This window comes from Halobellus sp. H-GB7 (assembly GCF_030848585.1).
GTDB lineage: Archaea > Halobacteriota > Halobacteria > Halobacteriales > Haloferacaceae > Haloquadratum > Haloquadratum inordinatus.
In genome coordinates this window covers 128,142-145,556 of the sequence record NZ_JAVDDW010000001.1, presented here as the reverse complement: position 1 = coordinate 145,556, position 17,415 = coordinate 128,142, and the positions used below count along the sequence as shown (strand labels likewise).

The window sequence follows — 17,415 nt, the reverse complement described above, 5'->3', positions numbered from 1 at the left end:
ACCGACCCAATTGTAGTGGCAGTTACGTTCGATCTCTTCGGCACGCTCGTCGCGGTCGACCGCCCCGAGGATCCCGCCGCCGCCGTGGCGGCCGAGCTTCGCGACCGCGGGGTCGCCGTCCCCGACGACTGGCGAGCGGCCTACGCCGAACCCCACGTCGACGCCCCCGAGGGGGCCGAGGTTCCCCTCCCCGCGCACGTCGCCGCCGCGCTCCGCGCCCGCAACGTGGAGGTCCCGGCCAACGCCGCCCGACGCGCTGTCGTCGCCGCCTTCGACCCCGAGGTCAGAACGCGTGCTGGGGCTGTCGACGCCGTGGCCGCGGCCGCCGAACGCGGGGCCGTCGGCTTGCTCTCGAACTGTTCGGTCCCCGAACTCGTGACGCGAACGCTCGTCCGCTCGGAACTCGACCGCGCCTCCTTCGATGCCATCGTCACGAGCGTCGGGTGCGGGTGGCGCAAACCACACCCGAAGGCGTTCGAGACGGTCGCGGGCGAACTCGGCGTCGAAGCCGGAGGGTTGGTCCACGTCGGCGACGACCCCGCGACAGACGGCGGCGTCGAGGCTGTCGGGGGGACGTTCCGGGACGTCAACGACACCGATCTCGACGCCCTCGCGACGGAACTGCGGCGCGAGGGGTCGCTCGGAGACGGTTCACGCGGAGGCGAGGAATGCCGGTGACCGCGACGGTCGCGGTCGGCCTCGCGGCCGGCCTCGACGCCGCGTTCGGCGAACCCCCGGCGCGGCTCCATCCGGTCGCGCTCCTGGGTCGCGCCGTCGCACGAATCGAGCGGGAGATCGAAGCGCGAGAGTCCTGGCTGGGGATGCGCCCGCGACTCGCTGGCGGCCTCGTCGCGGTCGTGCTCCCGATTGGGTTCGCCGGCGCCGCGGTCGCGACCGTCGCGGGCGGGACGAGCGTCCACCCGTGGCTCGGGGCGGCGCTGGCCGGTGGGGTGCTCTTCTCGACCACGAGCCTGCGACTCCTGCTCGGGAGCGCTCGGAAAGTGGTTCGCGAAAGCGACACCGACCTCGGCGCCGCTCGCAACGACCTCCGCGCGCTCGCGGGGCGCGACGCTTCGGCGCTCGACGCGCCACACGTGCGCTCGGCAGCCGTCGAGAGCCTCGCGGAGAACCTCGCGGACGGCCTCGTCGCACCCTTGCTGGCGTTCGCGACCGTCGCTGGCGTCGCGAGCGCGCTCGGCCTGCCGTCGTCGGTGGCGTTTGCAGCCGGCGCGGCCGCCTGGGTCAAAGCCGTCAACACGCTGGACTCGATGCTCGGCTACCGCTCGAAGCCGATGGGCTGGGCGCCCGCCCGCCTCGACGACGCCGTGATGTGGGCTCCGGCGCGGCTCTCGGCGCTCCTGCTCGCGGTCGTCGCCGGCGCGCCGGCGCTCCCGTTCCGGCGTCGCGTTCGGGCGTTCGCCCGGAAGCCGTCGTCACCGAACTCCGGCTGGCCGATGGCGACGATGGCGGCGCTGCTGCCCGCGCGGTTGCACAAGCCGGATACGTACGACCTCGACAGCGACGCGCCGCTTCCTGACGTCGCGACAGCGACGAGAGCGATCCGCGTGACTCGGCGCGCGGGCGTGCTCGCATTCGTCCTCGCGGGGGTGGTCGCGTGGTTCTGACCGCGCTGCGCGGGGCGCTCCGCTTTCTCACGCGACTCCCCGTCGGCGGCGGCGACGCAGCCTGGGAGGCGTTCCGACGCACGCCCGTCTCGATCACGCTCGCCGGCTACGTCGTCGGCGCGCTGGCCGCACTACCGCTCGTGGTGCCGATCCCGGTCCCGAGCGCCGCCGCACTGTATCTCGTGACGCTCGTGCTCCTCACGGGCGTCACGCACGCCGACGGCCTGGCCGACCTGGGCGATGCGGCGGCCGTCCACGGCGGCGTCGACGCCGCACGCCGGCGTGAAGTGCTCAAAGACTCACAGACGGGCGTCGGCGGCGCGCTCGCGGTGTCGCTGGCGCTCGTGACGCTCAGCCTCGGCGCGCTCGGTCTCGCCGGGACGCTCTCGTTCGTCGGGGTCACGCTCGCGCTCGCGGCCGAAGTGGGGGCGAAGACCGGCATCGCGCTGCTCGTCTGCACGCAGAAGGCGGCCCACGAGGGGCTCGGATCAGCGCTGACCGAGGCCGCGACTCCGACTGATCTGCTTCCCGTCGTCGTCGCCGTCCTTCCGCTGTTCGCGCTCGCGTCCGCCGTCGGGACCGGCTACGCGGGGCCGTTCGCCGCACTCGTTGCACCGGTCGCTGTCGCCTGGCTCGTTGGACGCTGGGCCGCGGGTACGTTCGGCGGGATCAGCGGTGACGTCCTCGGCGCGGCGAACGAACTCGGCCGCGTCGCCGGCGTTCACGCGGGGGTGATCGTATGGACGCTCTGGTGATGTGCGGCGGCCGCGGGACGCGGCTTCGGAGCGGGGACGGCGAGCGCGCGCTCGATGTCGAGAAGCCGCTGGTCGAAGTCGGTGGGGCGTCGATGCTCTCGCGAGTCGTCGCCGCCCTCCGTGAGAGTCGGATCGGACGGACGGGAACCATCCACGCCGTCGTCTCGCCGCACGCACCCGAAACCGCGGCCCGAGCGCGGGACCTGTCGCTCTCGGTCGTCGAGACAGCGGGCGACGGTTACGTCTCCGACCTCTCTACAGCCCTCGACGCGGTCGGTCGCCCCGTGCTCACCGTTCCCGCCGACCTCCCGCTGCTCGCGGCCGAGCACGTCGACGACGCGGTGGCACGAGCGCGTGGCGACGTTGGGTCGGAGTCCGGGAACGACGACGCCGTGACCTCGCTCACCGTCTGCGTTCCCGCCGCGCTGAAGCGTCGCCTCGGTGCGTCCGTCGATACGGCGTTCGAGCACGACGAGCGAGACGTCGCCCCAACGGGGCTGAACGTCGTCGCCGGCGACGACGACACCGTGGCGTTGACGTACGACGCCCGCCTCGCGGTCAACGTGAACCGACCCGCAGACCGAGACCTCGCGGAGGCGCTATGCGAGTAATCCTCGTCGCAGGGACGACCCGCACGGCCGAAGTCGACGGGATCAGCGCCGCCGGCGCGTCCCGAGAGTTGCTCGTGCACACGCCGAGCGCCGACGCCGAGATCCTGACGTACGGTGATACGGTCCGGGCGCCCGTGACGCCGGTGAGTCCGACGGGCTGTCCGACGCCCGCAGTGGTGACGCGGGCCGTCCGGGAACTCCTCGACTTCGAGGTGACCGTCGTCGACGGCGGCCTGGCGCGGCCGACCGGCGCGCCGACGGTCACCGTGGGCGCACGCCCCGGTAGCGACATTCGCGAAGCGGACCCCGTCCCGACTGCTCCGGGCGCGTTCGCGGCCGCGCGGGAGTACGGCCGCGCGCTCCCGGACGAACGAATCGTCGTCGGCGAGACGATCCCCGGCGGGACGACGACGGCGATGGCGGTCCTCCGCGCGCTCGGCGAGGAGACGATTCCGGCGACGTCGTCGTCGCTGCCGGAGAACCCGCTCGACCTGAAAGAGCGCGTCGTCGCGGACGCGTTCGAGGGGTCCGACGTCGCGCCGGGGGACGGCGCACACACCCCCGAGTCCGTCCTCAGATACGTCGGCGATCCGGTACTGGCTGTCGCCGCCGGGCTGACTGCGGGGGCGCTCGAATCCGGGACCGACGTCGTCCTCGGCGGCGGCACGCAGTTGCTCACGGTCGCCGCGCTCGTCCGCCACGCCGGCGTCGCAGAGCGGGCGACGCTCGCGACGACGCCGTATCTCGCCGACGACGTACCGGGGCTCGACAACGCCGCGACAGGGCTCGACCTCGATCTCGTCGTCTCCGACCCCGGCTTCGACGCCGCCGAGGCGGGGGCGCTGAACGCCTACGCCGACGGCGTCGGAAAGGAGGGCGCGGCGATGGGCGGGGCACTCAGACTCGCCGACGAGGCCGGCCGGTTGAGCGACGTGACGGACGCGACCCACGCCGTGCTCGACCGACTCGAAGGGGCGGATCAAACAGCCGCAGAGGGCAGAAGTGGACCCTGACAGCGTCGACACCGTCTCGCGCGTTCCCCACGGCGGGAGCGACGACGCGGGCCTCGTCGATTTCAGCGCGAACACGAACCCGGTCCGCCCCGAGGGCGTCGCATCCGTCTACGAGTCTGCGCTCGCGGACGCGACGCGTTACGCCGACGACTTCGCCGACTTCCGCGCGGCGGCCGCCGACTACGTCGACTGCGATCCTGCCGCTGTGGTCCCGACGGCGGGAGGGCTCGCGGCGCTCCGTCTCGCCTTCGGCGTCACCGTCTCGCCCGACGACCGCGTGCTCGTTCCCGAACCGAGCTTCGGCGAATACGCCCGCGAAATCCGGTTGCAGGGGGGCGACCCCGTCGGCGTCGCCCACGACGAGGTGCTCGACGCGGACCCGAGCGACTACGACGCGGCAGTCGTCTGCACGCCGAACAATCCGACGGGCGAACTCGCCGATTCCGACGCGCTCCGGGCGTTCCTGGCCGACTGCCGGGCCGCAGAGACGCCGCTCGTCGTCGACGAGGCGTTTCTCGACTTCACCGACGCGCCGAGCATCGCGGGCGAACCAGGCTCGATCGTCGCTCGCTCGCTGACGAAGATGTTCGGCCTCCCCGGCATCCGCGCGGGCTTCGCCGTCGCGACCGGCGACCTCGGCGAGCGACTTCGAACGGCCCGCCCGGCGTGGGGGCTCTCGACGCCCGCCGCCGCGGTCGGAACGTACTGCCTCCGCCAAGATACGTTCGTCCGTCGCACGCGGGAGCGCGTCGCGGCCGAGCGCGTCCGGATGCGCGACGCGCTCGAACCGACGTTCGACGTCGCGCCCTCCGACGCACCCTTCCTCCTGCTCGACGTCGGCGAGGGGCACGGCGGGGTCGGTGCCGAAACCGATAGCGACGCCGCCAACTCCGGCTCCGTCGACGCCGTCCTCGAACGCGCTCGTGCCGGGGGCGTGGCGCTCCGGGACGCGCGGACCTTCGAGCGACTGGATTCGCATATTCGCGTTGCCGTCCGCCGCTCGCACGAGAACGACCGACTGCTCGACGCCCTGTTAGATCGATGACGCGCGAGTCCGACCCCTCGGACGCGTCCCACTCGTCGCCACTGTTCGAGACGACCGTCCGCGACGAGGTCTGCCGTCTCTATCGGCCCGACACGCGGTGGCTCTCGACGGGGTACGACGGCGGCGAGTCGCGGGCGGACGCCGCGTATCTTCTCTCGGTTCCCGAGGGCTGGGACGACGTGGACGTGACCGACTACGTGCGGCGGCGTCGCCGACGAGCCGGCTTCGAGGAGGCAGGTCCCGCGTTGCTTACGGGCGTCTCGATGCGGCACGCACACCGGGCGCACCTCGGTCCCGTCGAAGCCGTCGTCACCGCCGGCGTGAACAATCCGGCGGCGCTGCCGATGCCGGACGAGGCTGGACCAGAGCGACCCAGCCGTTCCCCGGACGGCGAGCGCAGACACGCCGGCACCGTCAACGTCGTCGTCGGGACGACTCGCGCACTGGCGCCGGGGGGGCTCGCGAACCTCGTCGCCGTCGCCGCCGAGGCGAAGGCGACGACGCTACTCGCAGAGACTGGGTTCCCCGGGACGACGTCCGACGCCGTCCTCGTCGCCTGCGACCCCGGGGGCGAGACGGCGCAATTTTCCGGGAGCGCGACCGCCGTGGGGTCGGCTGCACGGGCCTGCGTGCGCGACGCGTTGTGTGCCGCGCTCGGCTCCCGATACACCGACGAGGAGCCGCCGGAATCGGTCGCGGAAGCCGAGTACGGTGTCGTGACCGACGAGTCGGCGCGAGTAGAGCGTGTCGCCGGCGGCGAGTCCTTGTCGACAGGAGAGCGCGAAACGACCGACGCGTCCGGCGAGTAGCCGGGCGACTCCGCACGGAACCCTTTAACCGGTAGCGTCGTCGACACTCTCTCGATGACGACCGACGCGGTGCCCTCGGACCTGCCTGGAGTCGTCCTCGCCGGGACGGCCTCCGGCGTGGGCAAGACCGTCGCGACGCTGGCCGTCTGTCGCGCGCTCGAACGCGCCGGGCGGACGCCGGTCGCCGCCAAAGCCGGCCCGGACTTCATCGACCCGAGTCACCACGCCGCCGTCCTCGATCGGCCGTCGCGGACGCTCGATCCCTGGATGGCGGGCGAGTCAGGGATCCAGCGCGCCTACGCCCGCGGGGCCGACGAGGGCGACGTCTGCGTCGTCGAGGGGATGATGGGCCTCTACGACGGCGACGTGAGCACCGCCGCTGTGGCCGAGGCGCTGGATCTGCCCATCGTCCTCGTCGTCGACGCCACCGCGGGGATGGAGAGCGTCGCCGCCACGGCCCTCGGCTTCCAGCAGTACGCCGAGCGCGCGGGTTACGACGTCGACGTCGTCGGCCTCCTGGCGGCGCGCGCTCACGGCGGGCGACACGAACAGGGGATTCGCGACGCCGTCGAGGGACTGCGATACGTCGGGCGAACGCCGCCGCTGGACGGTCTCGAAATCCCGGATCGCCACCTCGGGCTCCACTTCGGCGACGAATCGCCCGTCGCCGACGACGCGATCGACGGCGCGGCGCGACAGATCCGAACCGGCACGCTCCTCGATCTGGTTCGGCGGCCCCGTCTCGACACCGCTCCCTCGCTCCGCGCCGCCGACGAGACCGGCATCCGGGTCGCAGTCGCCGCCGACGACGCCTTCCGCTTCGTCTATCCGAGCACGCGTGATCGCTTCGCCGCCCGCGCGTCGACCGAGCCGTTCTCGCCCGTCGCGGGCGACCCCGTCCCCGAGTGCGACGCCGTCTACCTCCCCGGTGGCTACCCGGAGCGCCACGCCGCCGCGCTCGCGGAGTCGGAGACGCTCGACGAACTCGGGTCGCTCGCGGCGGACGGCCTCCCCATATTCGGGGAGTGCGGCGGGATGATGGTCCTCGGCGAGGCGCTGCAGACCGACGACGGCGACGACCACGAGATGGCCGGCGTCCTCCCCGTCGAGACGCGGATGACGGATCGACCGGTCGCGCTCGATCACGTCGGCGTCCGCGCCCGCGAGGACTGTCTCGTCGCGCCGGCGGGCGGTACGCGCCGCGGCCACGAGTTCCACTACTCGTCGGCGACGGCCGCGCCCGACGCTCGATACGCCTTCGAGATGGTCCGCGGCGCGGGCGTCGACGGGGCCAACGACGGCCTCTGTGAGTACCGCACGCTCGGGACCTACGCGCACTTTCACGTGGGGTCGGGCGCGTTCGACTACTTGCTCGAAGCAGTGTAACGGCGCACGTCGGACTCGGAGGGCACCCACGGAGATCCATCTCGTAGGGTTTATGCCGACGCCGGAGGTACAACGCGGTACTATGGCCGACAATAAGGCGCGCACGACCGGCAGTGCCGGTCGCTTCGGCGCGCGGTACGGGCGCGTTGCCCGCCGACGCGTGAAAGAGATCGAAGAGGAGATGCGGAACGCGACGGTCGACGAAGATAGCGTCACCCGTCTCGAACCCGGCATCTGGCAGAACGACGAAACGGGCGAGGTCTTCACCGGCGGGAGCTACCGCCCGCAGACCCCCGGCGGCAAGCAGGTCCGTCGCTCCATTCGCGCCGCACTCTCCGGCGACGGCGAAGAGTAAGCGCGAAAGATCCAACACCCACAATCCCCACTACCTGAACGATGAGCTACAAGTGTTCCCGGTGTAAGCGCGACGTCGAACTGGACGAGTACGGCGGCGTCCGCTGTCCGTACTGCGGCCACCGCGTGCTGCTGAAAGAGCGCGCACCGGACGTCAAGGAAGTCCCAGTCGAGTAATCCCCTTCTTCGATGGCGAGCCGAGGGACCCCCGCCGACGGGGTCGCACACGAAGCCGCGATCGACTTCGAGTACGACGACGAGCGTCGCGCCCGGCTCGTCACCGAGAGCGTCCGCGTCGAAGTCGACGAGATCGCGGACGATCGGTCCCGCGCCGACGTGACTCGTGAGGGCCGTACCGTCCACGTCGACGTCGCGGCCGCCGACCTCGTGGCGCTGCGCGCCGGAATAAATACGTGGATACGGCTGGTTCGCGTCGCCGAAGACGTCGAACGCGCGGGTGCGGAGCGACCGGGCGCGGCCGGACGGCGAGCGGAGTGAGCGGCGGCGACGGCGACTGCTCCGAAGCGTCGTGAGCGTAGGCCGAGCGGAGAATACGGGCCTTTTTCAGTCCGCATCCCGTCGCCACGCGTATGCAGGGTAATCTGCCGCCGGAAGCGCAGGAGAAACTCGAAGAACTGCAGGACCTTCAGGAGACGGCCCAGAAGGTCGCCGCGCAGAAGGAACAGGCCGAGTCCACGCTCAACGAGTCGAAGACGGCGCTCGACGCCCTCGACGAGATCGACGAGGACACGACGATGTACCGCGAAGTCGGCGAACTGCTCGTCGAGACCGACTACGACGACGCACACGAGGAGCTTTCCGACAAGGTCGACAGCCTCGAGATCCGCGTCGAACAGCTCGGAAAGCAGGAAGAGCGCGTCGAACAGCAGTTCGAGAGCCTGCAGGAAGAGCTCCAGCAGATGCTCCAGGGTGGCGCAGGCGGCGGTCCGATGGGCCCCGGCGGCGCCGGCGCATAAGTCGATGCCGACCGACGAGGAAGTCGTCCAGACGGCCGCCGAGGCCGCAGAGGGCGTGATCTTCGCCCACTACAAGCAGTCGGAACTGACCGACTTCGACGTGACCGTGACGTTCGAGGAGGGCGTCCTCGACGTCGACGTCTACGTCAACGCTCCCGACGACGCAGAGCAGGATGCCGACGCCGTCGCCGACGAGGCCGCGCGGGCCGCCGGCGACGCCGTCGACGAACTGTTCGCGGCGGACGAAGACGAGTAATCGGGACACAGAGATCGGTCGTCGGTCGTCGTTTCTCGACCGGCGGAATTTCTTTTCCGGGTAGCAACCGCGCTGTCGGCGGTCGGGTATCCGAGACGGGGTGCCAGCGAGTCAGGCGAACAGGAAGATCAGGACGCTCACCGCCACCGCGGCGAGGATGATCGAGACGGCGAACGCGCCACCCATCGCGACGACCGCGTTCGCGTGGCTGGCGAGCGTCTCCGTGCGGTCGTTCCCGAAGACCGTGACCTCGGCGCGCTCGACGGCGACGCCGGCTTCGACGGGTTCGAGGTCCGCGCGGGCCTCCTCGAGGAGCTCACAGACGAGCGTGCGGAGTTCGTCCCACTCGATTGCGGCCCCGACCTGATTGTCCGCCTCGACGGTGTTGACGATGTGTGTGTCGGTGGTCATCACTTCCGCCTCGTCGACGGGGCCGTCGTCGACGAGCGCATCGACGAGTTCGCCGCGGAGTCCGGGTTCCATATTGTTCCCGTCGACGAGTACGTACGCCGTCTCCTGACCGTCGACGGCGGTGACGGCGACGCGGACGCCGAGCGGTCCGATACCGTCGACCGGTTCCCAGTCGGTCTCGTCCCAGGCGACCCCGAGGTGTGGTTCGTGTCGATCAGCCGTCGAGAGCCGCTGTCCGGAGATTCCGGCCGCACCGATCATATCGAACGCGCGCTGTGAGCCGGGCGTGACGTGCCCCAGGTCCGGGCCGCTCAGCCCGTCGTTGGAGTTGTGCGCGTCGACGAGGACGACGTCGTCGAGGCCGCTCGTCCGGGCTTCCGCCGTCGCCGAGAGGCCGACGCCGTACTCGACATCGTCGGCGAAGCCGGGCGCGTACGTCGAGATCAAGAGCGCGTCGTCGCCGAACGCCTGCCCGAGCATCGACGCCTCGCCGGATCGGGTCCGGACGCTTCGGGTGGCATCGCTCGAATAGGAGACGCGATCCGCGGCGGTGTTTGCCGCGTCGAGGATGGTGTCGACCTCGCGCTCGGTCACGAGGTTGAAGTCGTGGCCGGCGGTGGCGTGCGGCGGGAAGACCAGCCCCGAGCAGTCGTTGGCGACGCGTTCGGGGAAGTTGCCGCCGCCGATCTCACCCATCGGACCGGGGTGGATCATCGGGAGGACGAACCGCGCCTTCTCGTCGCCGCCCGTGGTGCGAAACGAGAGCACCGAGACCGGGACGATCGCCTCCTCGCCGAGTTGCTGGAAGAACTCCTCGAGTTCGCGTGATCCCTCGGCGACGTGGCCGACGAACCCGCGGAGGAAATCGAGCATCGAGACGCCGAGACTCCGCCGCCACGGGCGGTCGACGGCGACGACGAAGGCGTACACCGCCAGCGCGTAGAGGCCGCAGGTGATCCCGAGCAGGAGGAAGTGCTCGGCCGAGATGGCGGATAGCTCTGCGGGCGCGTCCGCCGAGCGCGCGAGGTACGGCATCAGATACGCGTCGAGGACGGTGCCGCCGACAGAGAGTAGTCGGAGCGTGCCGCCGTAGATGAACAGCAGCACGGCCGCCGCGACCGTCTGGATGCTCGCCGGGAGCGCCGCGACGAGGATCGACGACCGCGAGACCGCCATCACGACGAGCAGGCGGAACGCGAACACCGACGCGAGCGCGACGACGAGCGCGTCGAAGACGAACTGCTGTTCGAGCCCGGCGAACACCGAGACGATGGCGGCGAGCGTGACGATCACGACGACGATGATCTCCGAGACCAGCGCTAAGAGTGAGGAGCGATTCGGCGTGAGTTTGCCGCCGACGAACCGATCGACGCCCGTCGTCCCGAACGCGGCGACGACGGTCGGGACGCCGATGAAGAAGATTCCTTCCCAGGCGTCGCGGCCGAGGAAGAACAGGCCGCGCCAGGTGCGGGCGTACGCGCCGGAGTCGAAGGCGGCGACGCCGGCGAGCGCCGCCAGGAGGAGCGCGAAGGCGAGACTGGCGTACCAACTCGGGGCGCGGAAGATGAATCGCGAGAGTCCTGCGAGGTCGCTTTGTGTCGAAGTCATCGTGAGAGAGGGGAGGGGAAAGAGCGAGGGGGCCGCCGCGCTACTCGCAGATCGCGACGAAGTTGCGGAACACTTCCTCGCCGCGCTCGGTGTGGGCGACCTCGGGGTGCCACTGCACGCCGTAGAGGTCGCGGTCGGTGTCGCTCATCGCCTCGACGTCGCAGACGTCTGACGTCGCCGTCCGGGTGAATCCCTCGGGGACTTCCTTCACCTCGTCCGCGTGGCTCGCCCACACGCGCGTCTCGGGCGCGAGCGAGCCGACGAGCGGGTCGTCGTCCTCGAGGATCTGTACGTCGACGTCGGCGTAGCCGCCGTAGTCGCCCGAGCCGACTCGCCCACCGAGTTCGGCCGCGAGGATCTGCATCCCGAGGCAGATCCCGAAGACCGGAACGTCGAGATCGAGGTAGTCGGGGCAGTTGCCGATGCGGTCCATATCCGGGCCGCCAGAGAGGACGATCCCGTCGGCGTCGATCTCCGAGGCCGGCGTCGTGTTGTCGAGGAGTTCGACGTCGACGTCGAGGTCGCGGAGCGCGCGTCGTTCGAGGTGGGTGAACTGGCCGTGGTTGTCGATGACGACGATGCGAGTCATCAGTTGCAGACTCTTACAGCGAAGGAAGGCAAAAAGCGCCCGGTCTGCTGACGGCACGTGTCAGTGGTGAGGAGCGAACTGGACGACGGCCCGGCGGGCCGCGCAGAACTGCGTCGGTACGGCCTTCTCGGGGCACGCCAAGCGGGCCCTCGAAGCAGAGTGTCCCGGTCGTGCTCGTTTCACAGGGCTCACGACTCGTCCGCGTCGCGCCGTTCGCGCGCGGTGGCAAATCCGAACTCCGTCTGCTCCTTCGAGCGCCGCTCCTCGCGGGTGGCGAACGCCTCGGCGTCGGGTTCGGCATCGTCGTCGATCCGGGCGAAGGAGTTGTGGATCTTGGCGTGACACCACCGACAGAGCGCGACCGTGATCTCGTGTGATAGCGACCCGTCGGAGTTGCCGCCATCGTCGCCCGCGGTGACGACGCGCCGCCCACGCGTACTCGCGCTCTCCCCGTAGGAGAGGTGATGTTCTTCCAGCAGCGGCCGGGAGCCGTCGTGCGCCATCCGCACCGATTCGAGGCCGCAGCGGACGCACTCGCGGCCGTCGGTCGTCGAGCGGTAGTGCGGACAGTCGCGGAACTCACAGTCTTCGTCGGCGGCGACGCAGTCGTAGTCGGCCGCACGGCGCGCGGCGGCGAATTCCGGGTCGTCACCGGCGCGGTTCAGCGCGAAGCGGCACCGGCCGTCGCTGGTGAGGTGATCGCAGACGCCCGCGTGCTCGTAGGGGTCGTCGACGCCGACTGGCGTGCCGGTTGGCGTCTCCCGCATACTGATAGAGATTATCGTAAGCCCTCATAGATTTCTCGCCTGATGGTACGGCGAGAACCTCGAACAGTTACGATAATCCCTATGAGAGAGCGTCGCCGCCGAGTTGAATCCGCCGGTGCAGAGTCGAATCTGACAGTGGCCGAAGCCGCGTCAGTCGAGCGATTTATTCGTCCGCCGGGAGAGCGCCACCTGTGCGACTCGAACACCGCCGAGACGGGACCCGACGGACGCTCGCCAGCGACGTCGACGTCGCCGATACGTTTCTCTCGAAGGCGCGAGGGCTGATGTTTCGGCGGTCGATTCCGGACGGGTACGCGCTGGTGTTCCCCTTCGGCGAGTCGGGAAAGCGCGACCTGCATATGATGTTCGTGCCGTTCGACATCGACGCGCTGTGGCTCGTCGACGACGAGGTGGTGGCGAAAAAACGACTCCGCGCGTGGCGCGGCGTCGGGATCGAGACGGCGGACACGGTCGTCGAACTCCCCGCCGGCGCCGCAGACGACGTCGAGTCGGGTGACACCGTCCGACTCGTCGAGTGACGACGTCACCGGCGACGACGGCGTCAGGTCGGTAACGCGACGCGGGACATCTTGTCGAGAGGCGTTAGTTTAAATATCTGCACGTCCACAGTCCGTGTGAGCACATGACTCGTGGTCGATTTATTCGGGGGTAACCCCGACAACCCCCTAGCATCCATCGTGGATTCTGACGATTCTGTACAGCTTCTAGATACGACGCTACGCGACGGTGAGCAGGCCCCTGGCGTCTCGCTGACGCCCGACGAGAAGGCCGACATCGCCCGGTCGCTCGACAGAGCGAACATCGAGTTCATCGAGGCCGGCAGCGCCTGCACCGGCGAGGGCGAGCGCGAGACCATCCGGCAGGTGACCGCGCTCGACCTCGACGCGACAGTGACGAGTTTCGCCCGCGGCGTCCAGCGGGACATCGACCTCGCGCTCGACTGCGACGTCGACGGCGTCACCATCGTCGTGCCCGCCAGCGACAAGCACGTCGAGCGGAAGGTCGGCACCACCCACGACGAGGTGGTCGAAAAGACCGGCGACCTCGTCACCTACGCGAAGGACCACGACCTCTGGGTCGAGGTCATCGGCGAGGACGGCTCCCGCGCGGACTTAGACTTCCTCGAACGCCTGATGCGCGAGGCGCTCGATGCGGGCGCCGACCGGTCGTGTTACGCCGACACCGTCGGCCACGCCACGCCGGAGACGACCTACGAGTACGTCTCCCGGCTGGCAGAACTCGGCCCCGTGTCGACGCACACCCACGACGACCTCGGACTGGGGATGACGAACGTCTGGGCCAGCCTCGCCGCCGGGGCGGATCTCGTCCACGGCACGATCAACGGCATCGGCGAGCGCGCCGGCAACGTCGCGCTCGAAGAGGTCGCGATCGCCTTGGCGCACGGCTACGGCGTCGAGACGATGGACCTCGACGAGGTGTACGACCTCGCACAGCAGGTCTCCCACGCGACGGGCGTGCCGCTGCCGCCGAACAAGGCGGTCGTCGGCGAGAACGCCTTCACGCACGAGAGCGGGATCCACACCGACGGAACGCTCAAGGACGACACGATGTACGAGCCCTACCCGCCGGAGATGGTGGGTCGGGAGCGACGGCTCGTCCTCGGCAAGCACGCCGGCCGTGCGGGCGTTCGCGCCGCACTCGACGAACACGACGTCGACGTGTCCGAGGAGGATCTCGCGGCGATCGTCGAGCGCGTGAAACGGCTCGGCGACCGCGACAAGCGCGTCACCGACGCCGACCTGCTGGCGATCGCGGAGGACGTGCAGGGTCGCGAGCGCGACCGTCACGTCGAACTCCTCGATCTCACGGCCGCCTCGGGCGGCGGCACCCCGACCGCCTCGGTCCGTATCCGCGTCGGCACCGAGGAGCGCGTCGCCTCCGGCACCGGCAGCGGCCCCGTCGACGCCGCCGTCAAAGCGGTCCGGGCCGCGCTCGGCTCCGACGCCGACGCCCAACTGGAGTCGTACCACGTCGACGCGATCACCGGCGGCACCGACGCCGTCGTCACCGTCGAAGTGGAGATGTCGAAGGGCGACCGGACGGTCACCGTCGCCACCTCGGACTCGGACATCACCCGCTGCAGCGTCGAGGCGATGGTCGAGGCGCTCGATCGACTCCTCGCCAGCGACGCCGTCGAAGACGAACCCGAACCGGAAGACGCCCTCGCCGACGACTGAGAAGCGTTCTCACACCCGCGTCGGGATGTGCGCCCGGTGATTCTCGCCCGGTTCTGCCGGGCACGCGTTCACAGACGACCAGCGGGTGCTATCGCCGCCGCACCAGAGCCGCGCGAGAAGGCATAGAGCGATCCTCGTCACCACCCGAGACGACCGCGAGGACCCCGATACGGCAAGAACGGACGGTGAGCGGTGCAGACGCATCGCTCGAAGGCGAAAGTTCAGAAGCGCCGAGGGTGAGATTTGAACTCACGTGTCCGAATGGACAGCAGATTTCGAATCTGCCGCCTTGGCCGGGCTAGGCTACCTCGGCTACACTCTCTGTTGGACGGCGACGCGTTTAATCGGTTTCGATTTTCGAGAGATCGTCGGACGTCGTGGCAGCGACTCACGCACAGTCGCTGGGGAAGCGGAGGCGGATGACGCTGGCTTCCGTCTCGGTCGGCGGCGAGTCTGCCTCGACCGCGTCGTCGCCGTCCGCATCCCCGAAGCGCAGTTCGCCGCCGTTTTCGATCACACACCAGTACGCGAGCCAGAGCCCCAGTCCTTCGGCGTGCTGAAGCGGCGTCTCCGACTCCGCTGCGAGGGCTTCGCGGTCGACGGCTGGGATCCCGGCCCCGCTCGATTCGATGCGGACGACGACGTCGTCGCGGCACTCGACCCCGACCCGGAGGGTGAGGTCGTCGCGGTCGGCCTGCGAGACGAGCAGTTCCAGCAGTTCTCCGACGGCCGTCGCGAGCGACCCGGCGTCGGTGAGTTGCGCCTCCGTATGGGCGGCGCCCTCGAACTGGATGACAACGTCGGGGTACTCGCGTCGGGCCTGGTGGACGACGCTGTCGACGAGCGCGGTCACGTCGTGCGTCGTCGAGGGCTGCGAGTGCGAGTCGTCGAGTTCGGACACTTTCCGGGCCTTGTCGCTGACGGTGAGGAGGTCGTCCGTGCGGGAGAGAATCGACTCCGCGGCTCGGGTCGCATCGTCCGCCGAGCCCGACGCGACGAGATCCGCGTACCCGCGAACGACGTTCATATCGTTGCGGAGATTGTGCCGGAGCACTCGGTTGGCCACCTCGAGTCGCTGTTCGTATCGGTGGCGGCTGGTGACGTCGCGCAGCGCTACGGCGTAGCCGATCTCGTCGCCGCGCTCGTCGGTGAGCTCTGAGACGCGGACGTCGTAGGCCAGGTTGTTCGCGTCGGTGACGGTGGTGCCGTGAAGCTGATCGAAGGGCCGATCGGGAAACACCGCCGTAATCGAGTGGCCGATCCGTGGCGCGGGGTCGAGCACGCGGCAGGCGATGTCGTCGGCGTCGACCACGACGCGGTCGGTGTCGAGGACCACGAGCCCGTCGCCCATCGCCTGGAGCGCTTGTCGGCGTGCGATGGGGACGCGTTCGAGCAGATCAAAGTGATAGAGGCTGAGTACCAGGAGGACCCCCGTAAACGAGAACACGAACGGCGTCAGGTCGAGGTTGGGGATGGGGCTCACGCCGAGCATAAACGCTATGTTCGAGAGGAACGGCGGGAGCGGCGCGATGAGCAGGACGACCACTTGCTTCCAGTACACCAGCGACCAGCGGATCCCGACGAAGAGGATCATACTCATTCCGACCGCGACGGCGACGTACGCGAGGACGATGTGCGTGTAGTAGAGCGGCCCGAACACGAGGTCGATTGCTGATCCCGCCGTCGCCGTCGTGTCCGGCGCGACCGTCCAGACGAGATTGTGCGAGGCGTTCGTCGCGACCGCGAGAACGACGGCGAGCGGTTCGACGGTGAGTAGTCCCGCGCGCACCGGGGTGAGCCACTGCGAGCGGCTGACGTACTGGACGACGAAGACGAGCCACAGGATCGGGACGACGGTCGAGAACGCAAAGGAGAGTTCCCACCAGACGGTCTGTGCCGCGACGGAGTCGAATCCGAGCTGGATCGCGTACGCGAGCGCGGAGAGCCCGACGACGAGGTGGAGTGCCGCGATCTCCGGGCCACACCGTGAGTCCCGGTGCTGCCAACCGAGGACGACGACCACTGCGTACACGATGACAGTAGCGAACCCGACAGCGGAGATCGCAGTGAGTTCCCACGGCATACGAGAGTAGTGACGTGTTTCCCCGAAGCAGCCCTGGTACATCAAACCACCAGTCGGCAGAGCGGGTCGAATCGGCCTACGACGGCGGGATGGTCCGGAACACAGCCAAACGTGACACACTGTGTGAAAATTTGACAATGTGGTCAGTCCGATCGCGGCTGAAGGAAGTTTTATTCCGGCGCTAGAGCGAGTAGCGCCATCGACCGGATGAGAGAAACACTCGACGCGAACGCGGAGGGAGTATCGGACCCGAAGGCGTGGGCGCTCACGGCGACCGATCGGCGAGTGCTCGGCTGGCTCGGCGTGAATCTGCTCGTCTTCGGGCACGTCGTGGCTTTCGAGACGCCGCTGTGGCTGACCTACGCGTACAACGGTCTGCTGTACGCGATCGGAATCGGCGTCGCATTGCGGTCGCCGAAGATTCGCGACGTCTTCGTGCTCGGGAGCGTCGCAGGCGTGTTAGAAGTGGGTGTCGACGCGTTTCTCGTCTCGACGGGGTCGTTAGTGTATCCGGATTCGCTTCCGATGCTCCTGGGATCACCGCTGTATATGCCGATCGCGTGGGCGCTCGTCGTCACCTACTTCGGCTACTTCGGACGGCGACTCGATGAAATCGCCGGACCCGTCGCCGCGACCCTCGGTCCGGCGGTGACCGGAATGGTACTCGTGGGATTCTTCGAGTACGGAGCACACTACGCCGGCATCTGGAGCTACGCCATCGCACCGTTCGCGATGCTCGGTCACGTCCCGGCGTTCATCGTCGTCGCGGAGGGCGTAATGTTCGCCGCGCTCTACTGGGTCGTTCGACTGCGCCGACCGCTGCTCGGGGGCGTCGGCTTCGCGGCGGTCATCTCGGTCAGCTACGTCGGTAGCTACGCGCTGTTTTCCGCACTCGGCGGCTGAGTCG

The 17,415-nt window shown here is 69.4% G+C and carries 20 protein-coding genes and 1 tRNA gene; 16 read left to right on the top strand and 5 right to left on the bottom strand.

The window, feature by feature from the left end; translation table 11 throughout:
- Positions 1-15: 15 nt before the first annotated feature.
- The 13 genes from RBH22_RS00715 (at position 16) to RBH22_RS00655 (ending at position 8,831) form a co-directional block, all read left to right on the top strand.
- The gene (locus tag RBH22_RS00715; RefSeq protein WP_306676197.1) at positions 16-678 is read left to right on the top strand and encodes an HAD family hydrolase; all 663 of its coding nucleotides are present in this window, start codon (positions 16-18) and stop codon (positions 676-678) included.
- A complete protein-coding gene (cbiB, locus tag RBH22_RS00710; RefSeq protein WP_306676195.1) occupies positions 669-1,625 on the top strand; it encodes an adenosylcobinamide-phosphate synthase CbiB in 957 nt (318 codons plus the stop codon). The genes RBH22_RS00715 and cbiB overlap by 10 nt, the downstream gene beginning before the upstream one ends.
- Positions 1,616-2,380 (top strand): adenosylcobinamide-GDP ribazoletransferase, encoded by a 765-nt coding sequence (gene cobS, locus RBH22_RS00705; protein WP_306676194.1) that lies wholly within the window; start codon positions 1,616-1,618, stop codon positions 2,378-2,380. The genes cbiB and cobS overlap by 10 nt, the downstream gene beginning before the upstream one ends.
- Positions 2,365-2,991 carry an NTP transferase domain-containing protein gene (locus tag RBH22_RS00700; protein WP_306676193.1) on the top strand — a complete coding sequence of 209 codons (627 nt, stop codon included), beginning with the start codon at positions 2,365-2,367 and terminating at the stop codon, positions 2,989-2,991. The genes cobS and RBH22_RS00700 overlap by 16 nt, the downstream gene beginning before the upstream one ends.
- A complete protein-coding gene (locus RBH22_RS00695) occupies positions 2,982-4,004 on the top strand; it encodes a nicotinate-nucleotide--dimethylbenzimidazole phosphoribosyltransferase (RefSeq protein WP_306676192.1) in 1,023 nt (340 codons plus the stop codon). Before RBH22_RS00700 ends, RBH22_RS00695 begins: the two co-directional genes overlap by 10 nt.
- On the top strand, positions 3,994-5,049 hold the full coding sequence (locus RBH22_RS00690) for an aminotransferase class I/II-fold pyridoxal phosphate-dependent enzyme (protein ID WP_306676190.1): 1,056 nt from the start codon (positions 3,994-3,996) through the stop codon (positions 5,047-5,049). The genes RBH22_RS00695 and RBH22_RS00690 overlap by 11 nt, the downstream gene beginning before the upstream one ends.
- 41 nt (positions 5,050-5,090) lie before the next feature.
- A complete protein-coding gene (locus RBH22_RS00685) occupies positions 5,091-5,858 on the top strand; it encodes an adenosylcobinamide amidohydrolase (RefSeq protein ID WP_306676725.1) in 768 nt (255 codons plus the stop codon).
- 81 nt (positions 5,859-5,939) lie between these two features.
- Positions 5,940-7,244 carry a cobyrinate a,c-diamide synthase gene (locus RBH22_RS00680; protein ID WP_306676724.1) on the top strand — a complete coding sequence of 435 codons (1,305 nt, stop codon included), beginning with the start codon at positions 5,940-5,942 and terminating at the stop codon, positions 7,242-7,244.
- An 82-nt stretch (positions 7,245-7,326) separates the two neighbouring features.
- Positions 7,327-7,599, top strand: a complete 273-nt coding sequence (locus RBH22_RS00675) for a 50S ribosomal protein L37ae (protein WP_121568868.1) — start codon at positions 7,327-7,329, stop codon at positions 7,597-7,599.
- A 41-nt stretch (positions 7,600-7,640) separates the two neighbouring features.
- Complete coding sequence (locus tag RBH22_RS00670) at positions 7,641-7,775, top strand: DNA-directed RNA polymerase subunit P (protein WP_089764242.1); 135 nt, start codon at positions 7,641-7,643, stop codon at positions 7,773-7,775.
- Between the two features lie 12 nt (positions 7,776-7,787).
- Complete coding sequence (locus tag RBH22_RS00665; protein ID WP_306676189.1) at positions 7,788-8,096, top strand: KEOPS complex subunit Pcc1; 309 nt, start codon at positions 7,788-7,790, stop codon at positions 8,094-8,096.
- A 92-nt stretch (positions 8,097-8,188) separates the two neighbouring features.
- Entirely contained in the window at positions 8,189-8,575 is a 387-nt protein-coding gene (locus tag RBH22_RS00660; RefSeq protein ID WP_121568870.1) for a prefoldin subunit beta, read from the top strand.
- 4 nt (positions 8,576-8,579) lie between these two features.
- Positions 8,580-8,831, top strand: a complete 252-nt coding sequence (locus RBH22_RS00655; RefSeq protein WP_256546468.1) for a DUF3194 domain-containing protein — start codon at positions 8,580-8,582, stop codon at positions 8,829-8,831.
- A gap of 111 nt (positions 8,832-8,942) precedes the next feature.
- Here the strand turns inward: RBH22_RS00655 and RBH22_RS00650 are convergent, their stop codons facing one another.
- From RBH22_RS00650 to RBH22_RS00640, 3 genes are all read right to left on the bottom strand, one after another.
- The gene (locus RBH22_RS00650; protein ID WP_256287871.1) at positions 8,943-10,850 is read right to left on the bottom strand and encodes a DUF2070 family protein; all 1,908 of its coding nucleotides are present in this window, start codon (positions 10,848-10,850) and stop codon (positions 8,943-8,945) included.
- A gap of 40 nt (positions 10,851-10,890) precedes the next feature.
- Entirely contained in the window at positions 10,891-11,439 is a 549-nt protein-coding gene (locus RBH22_RS00645; RefSeq protein WP_256287870.1) for a GMP synthase subunit A, read from the bottom strand.
- Positions 11,440-11,627: 188 nt separating this feature from the next.
- The gene (locus RBH22_RS00640) at positions 11,628-12,206 is read right to left on the bottom strand and encodes a hypothetical protein (RefSeq protein WP_306676187.1); all 579 of its coding nucleotides are present in this window, start codon (positions 12,204-12,206) and stop codon (positions 11,628-11,630) included.
- Positions 12,207-12,397: 191 nt separating this feature from the next.
- On the opposite strand from RBH22_RS00640, the gene RBH22_RS00635 reads away from it, so the two are divergent.
- Positions 12,398-12,745, top strand: coding sequence for a DUF192 domain-containing protein (locus tag RBH22_RS00635; protein WP_306676186.1), 348 nt, complete (start codon positions 12,398-12,400; stop codon positions 12,743-12,745).
- A gap of 111 nt (positions 12,746-12,856) precedes the next feature.
- Positions 12,857-14,425 (top strand): (R)-citramalate synthase, encoded by a 1,569-nt coding sequence (locus tag RBH22_RS00630; protein ID WP_256546463.1) that lies wholly within the window; start codon positions 12,857-12,859, stop codon positions 14,423-14,425.
- 228 nt (positions 14,426-14,653) lie between these two features.
- Here RBH22_RS00630 and RBH22_RS00625 read toward each other — a convergent pair.
- Positions 14,654-14,738 (bottom strand) — tRNA-Ser (locus tag RBH22_RS00625).
- A 75-nt stretch (positions 14,739-14,813) separates the two neighbouring features.
- Positions 14,814-16,508, bottom strand: coding sequence for a histidine kinase N-terminal 7TM domain-containing protein (locus RBH22_RS00620; protein WP_256287866.1), 1,695 nt, complete (start codon positions 16,506-16,508; stop codon positions 14,814-14,816).
- 207 nt (positions 16,509-16,715) lie between these two features.
- On the opposite strand from RBH22_RS00620, the gene RBH22_RS00615 reads away from it, so the two are divergent.
- Positions 16,716-17,411, top strand: coding sequence for a hypothetical protein (locus RBH22_RS00615; protein ID WP_306676185.1), 696 nt, complete (start codon positions 16,716-16,718; stop codon positions 17,409-17,411).
- Positions 17,412-17,415 lie beyond the last annotated feature (4 nt).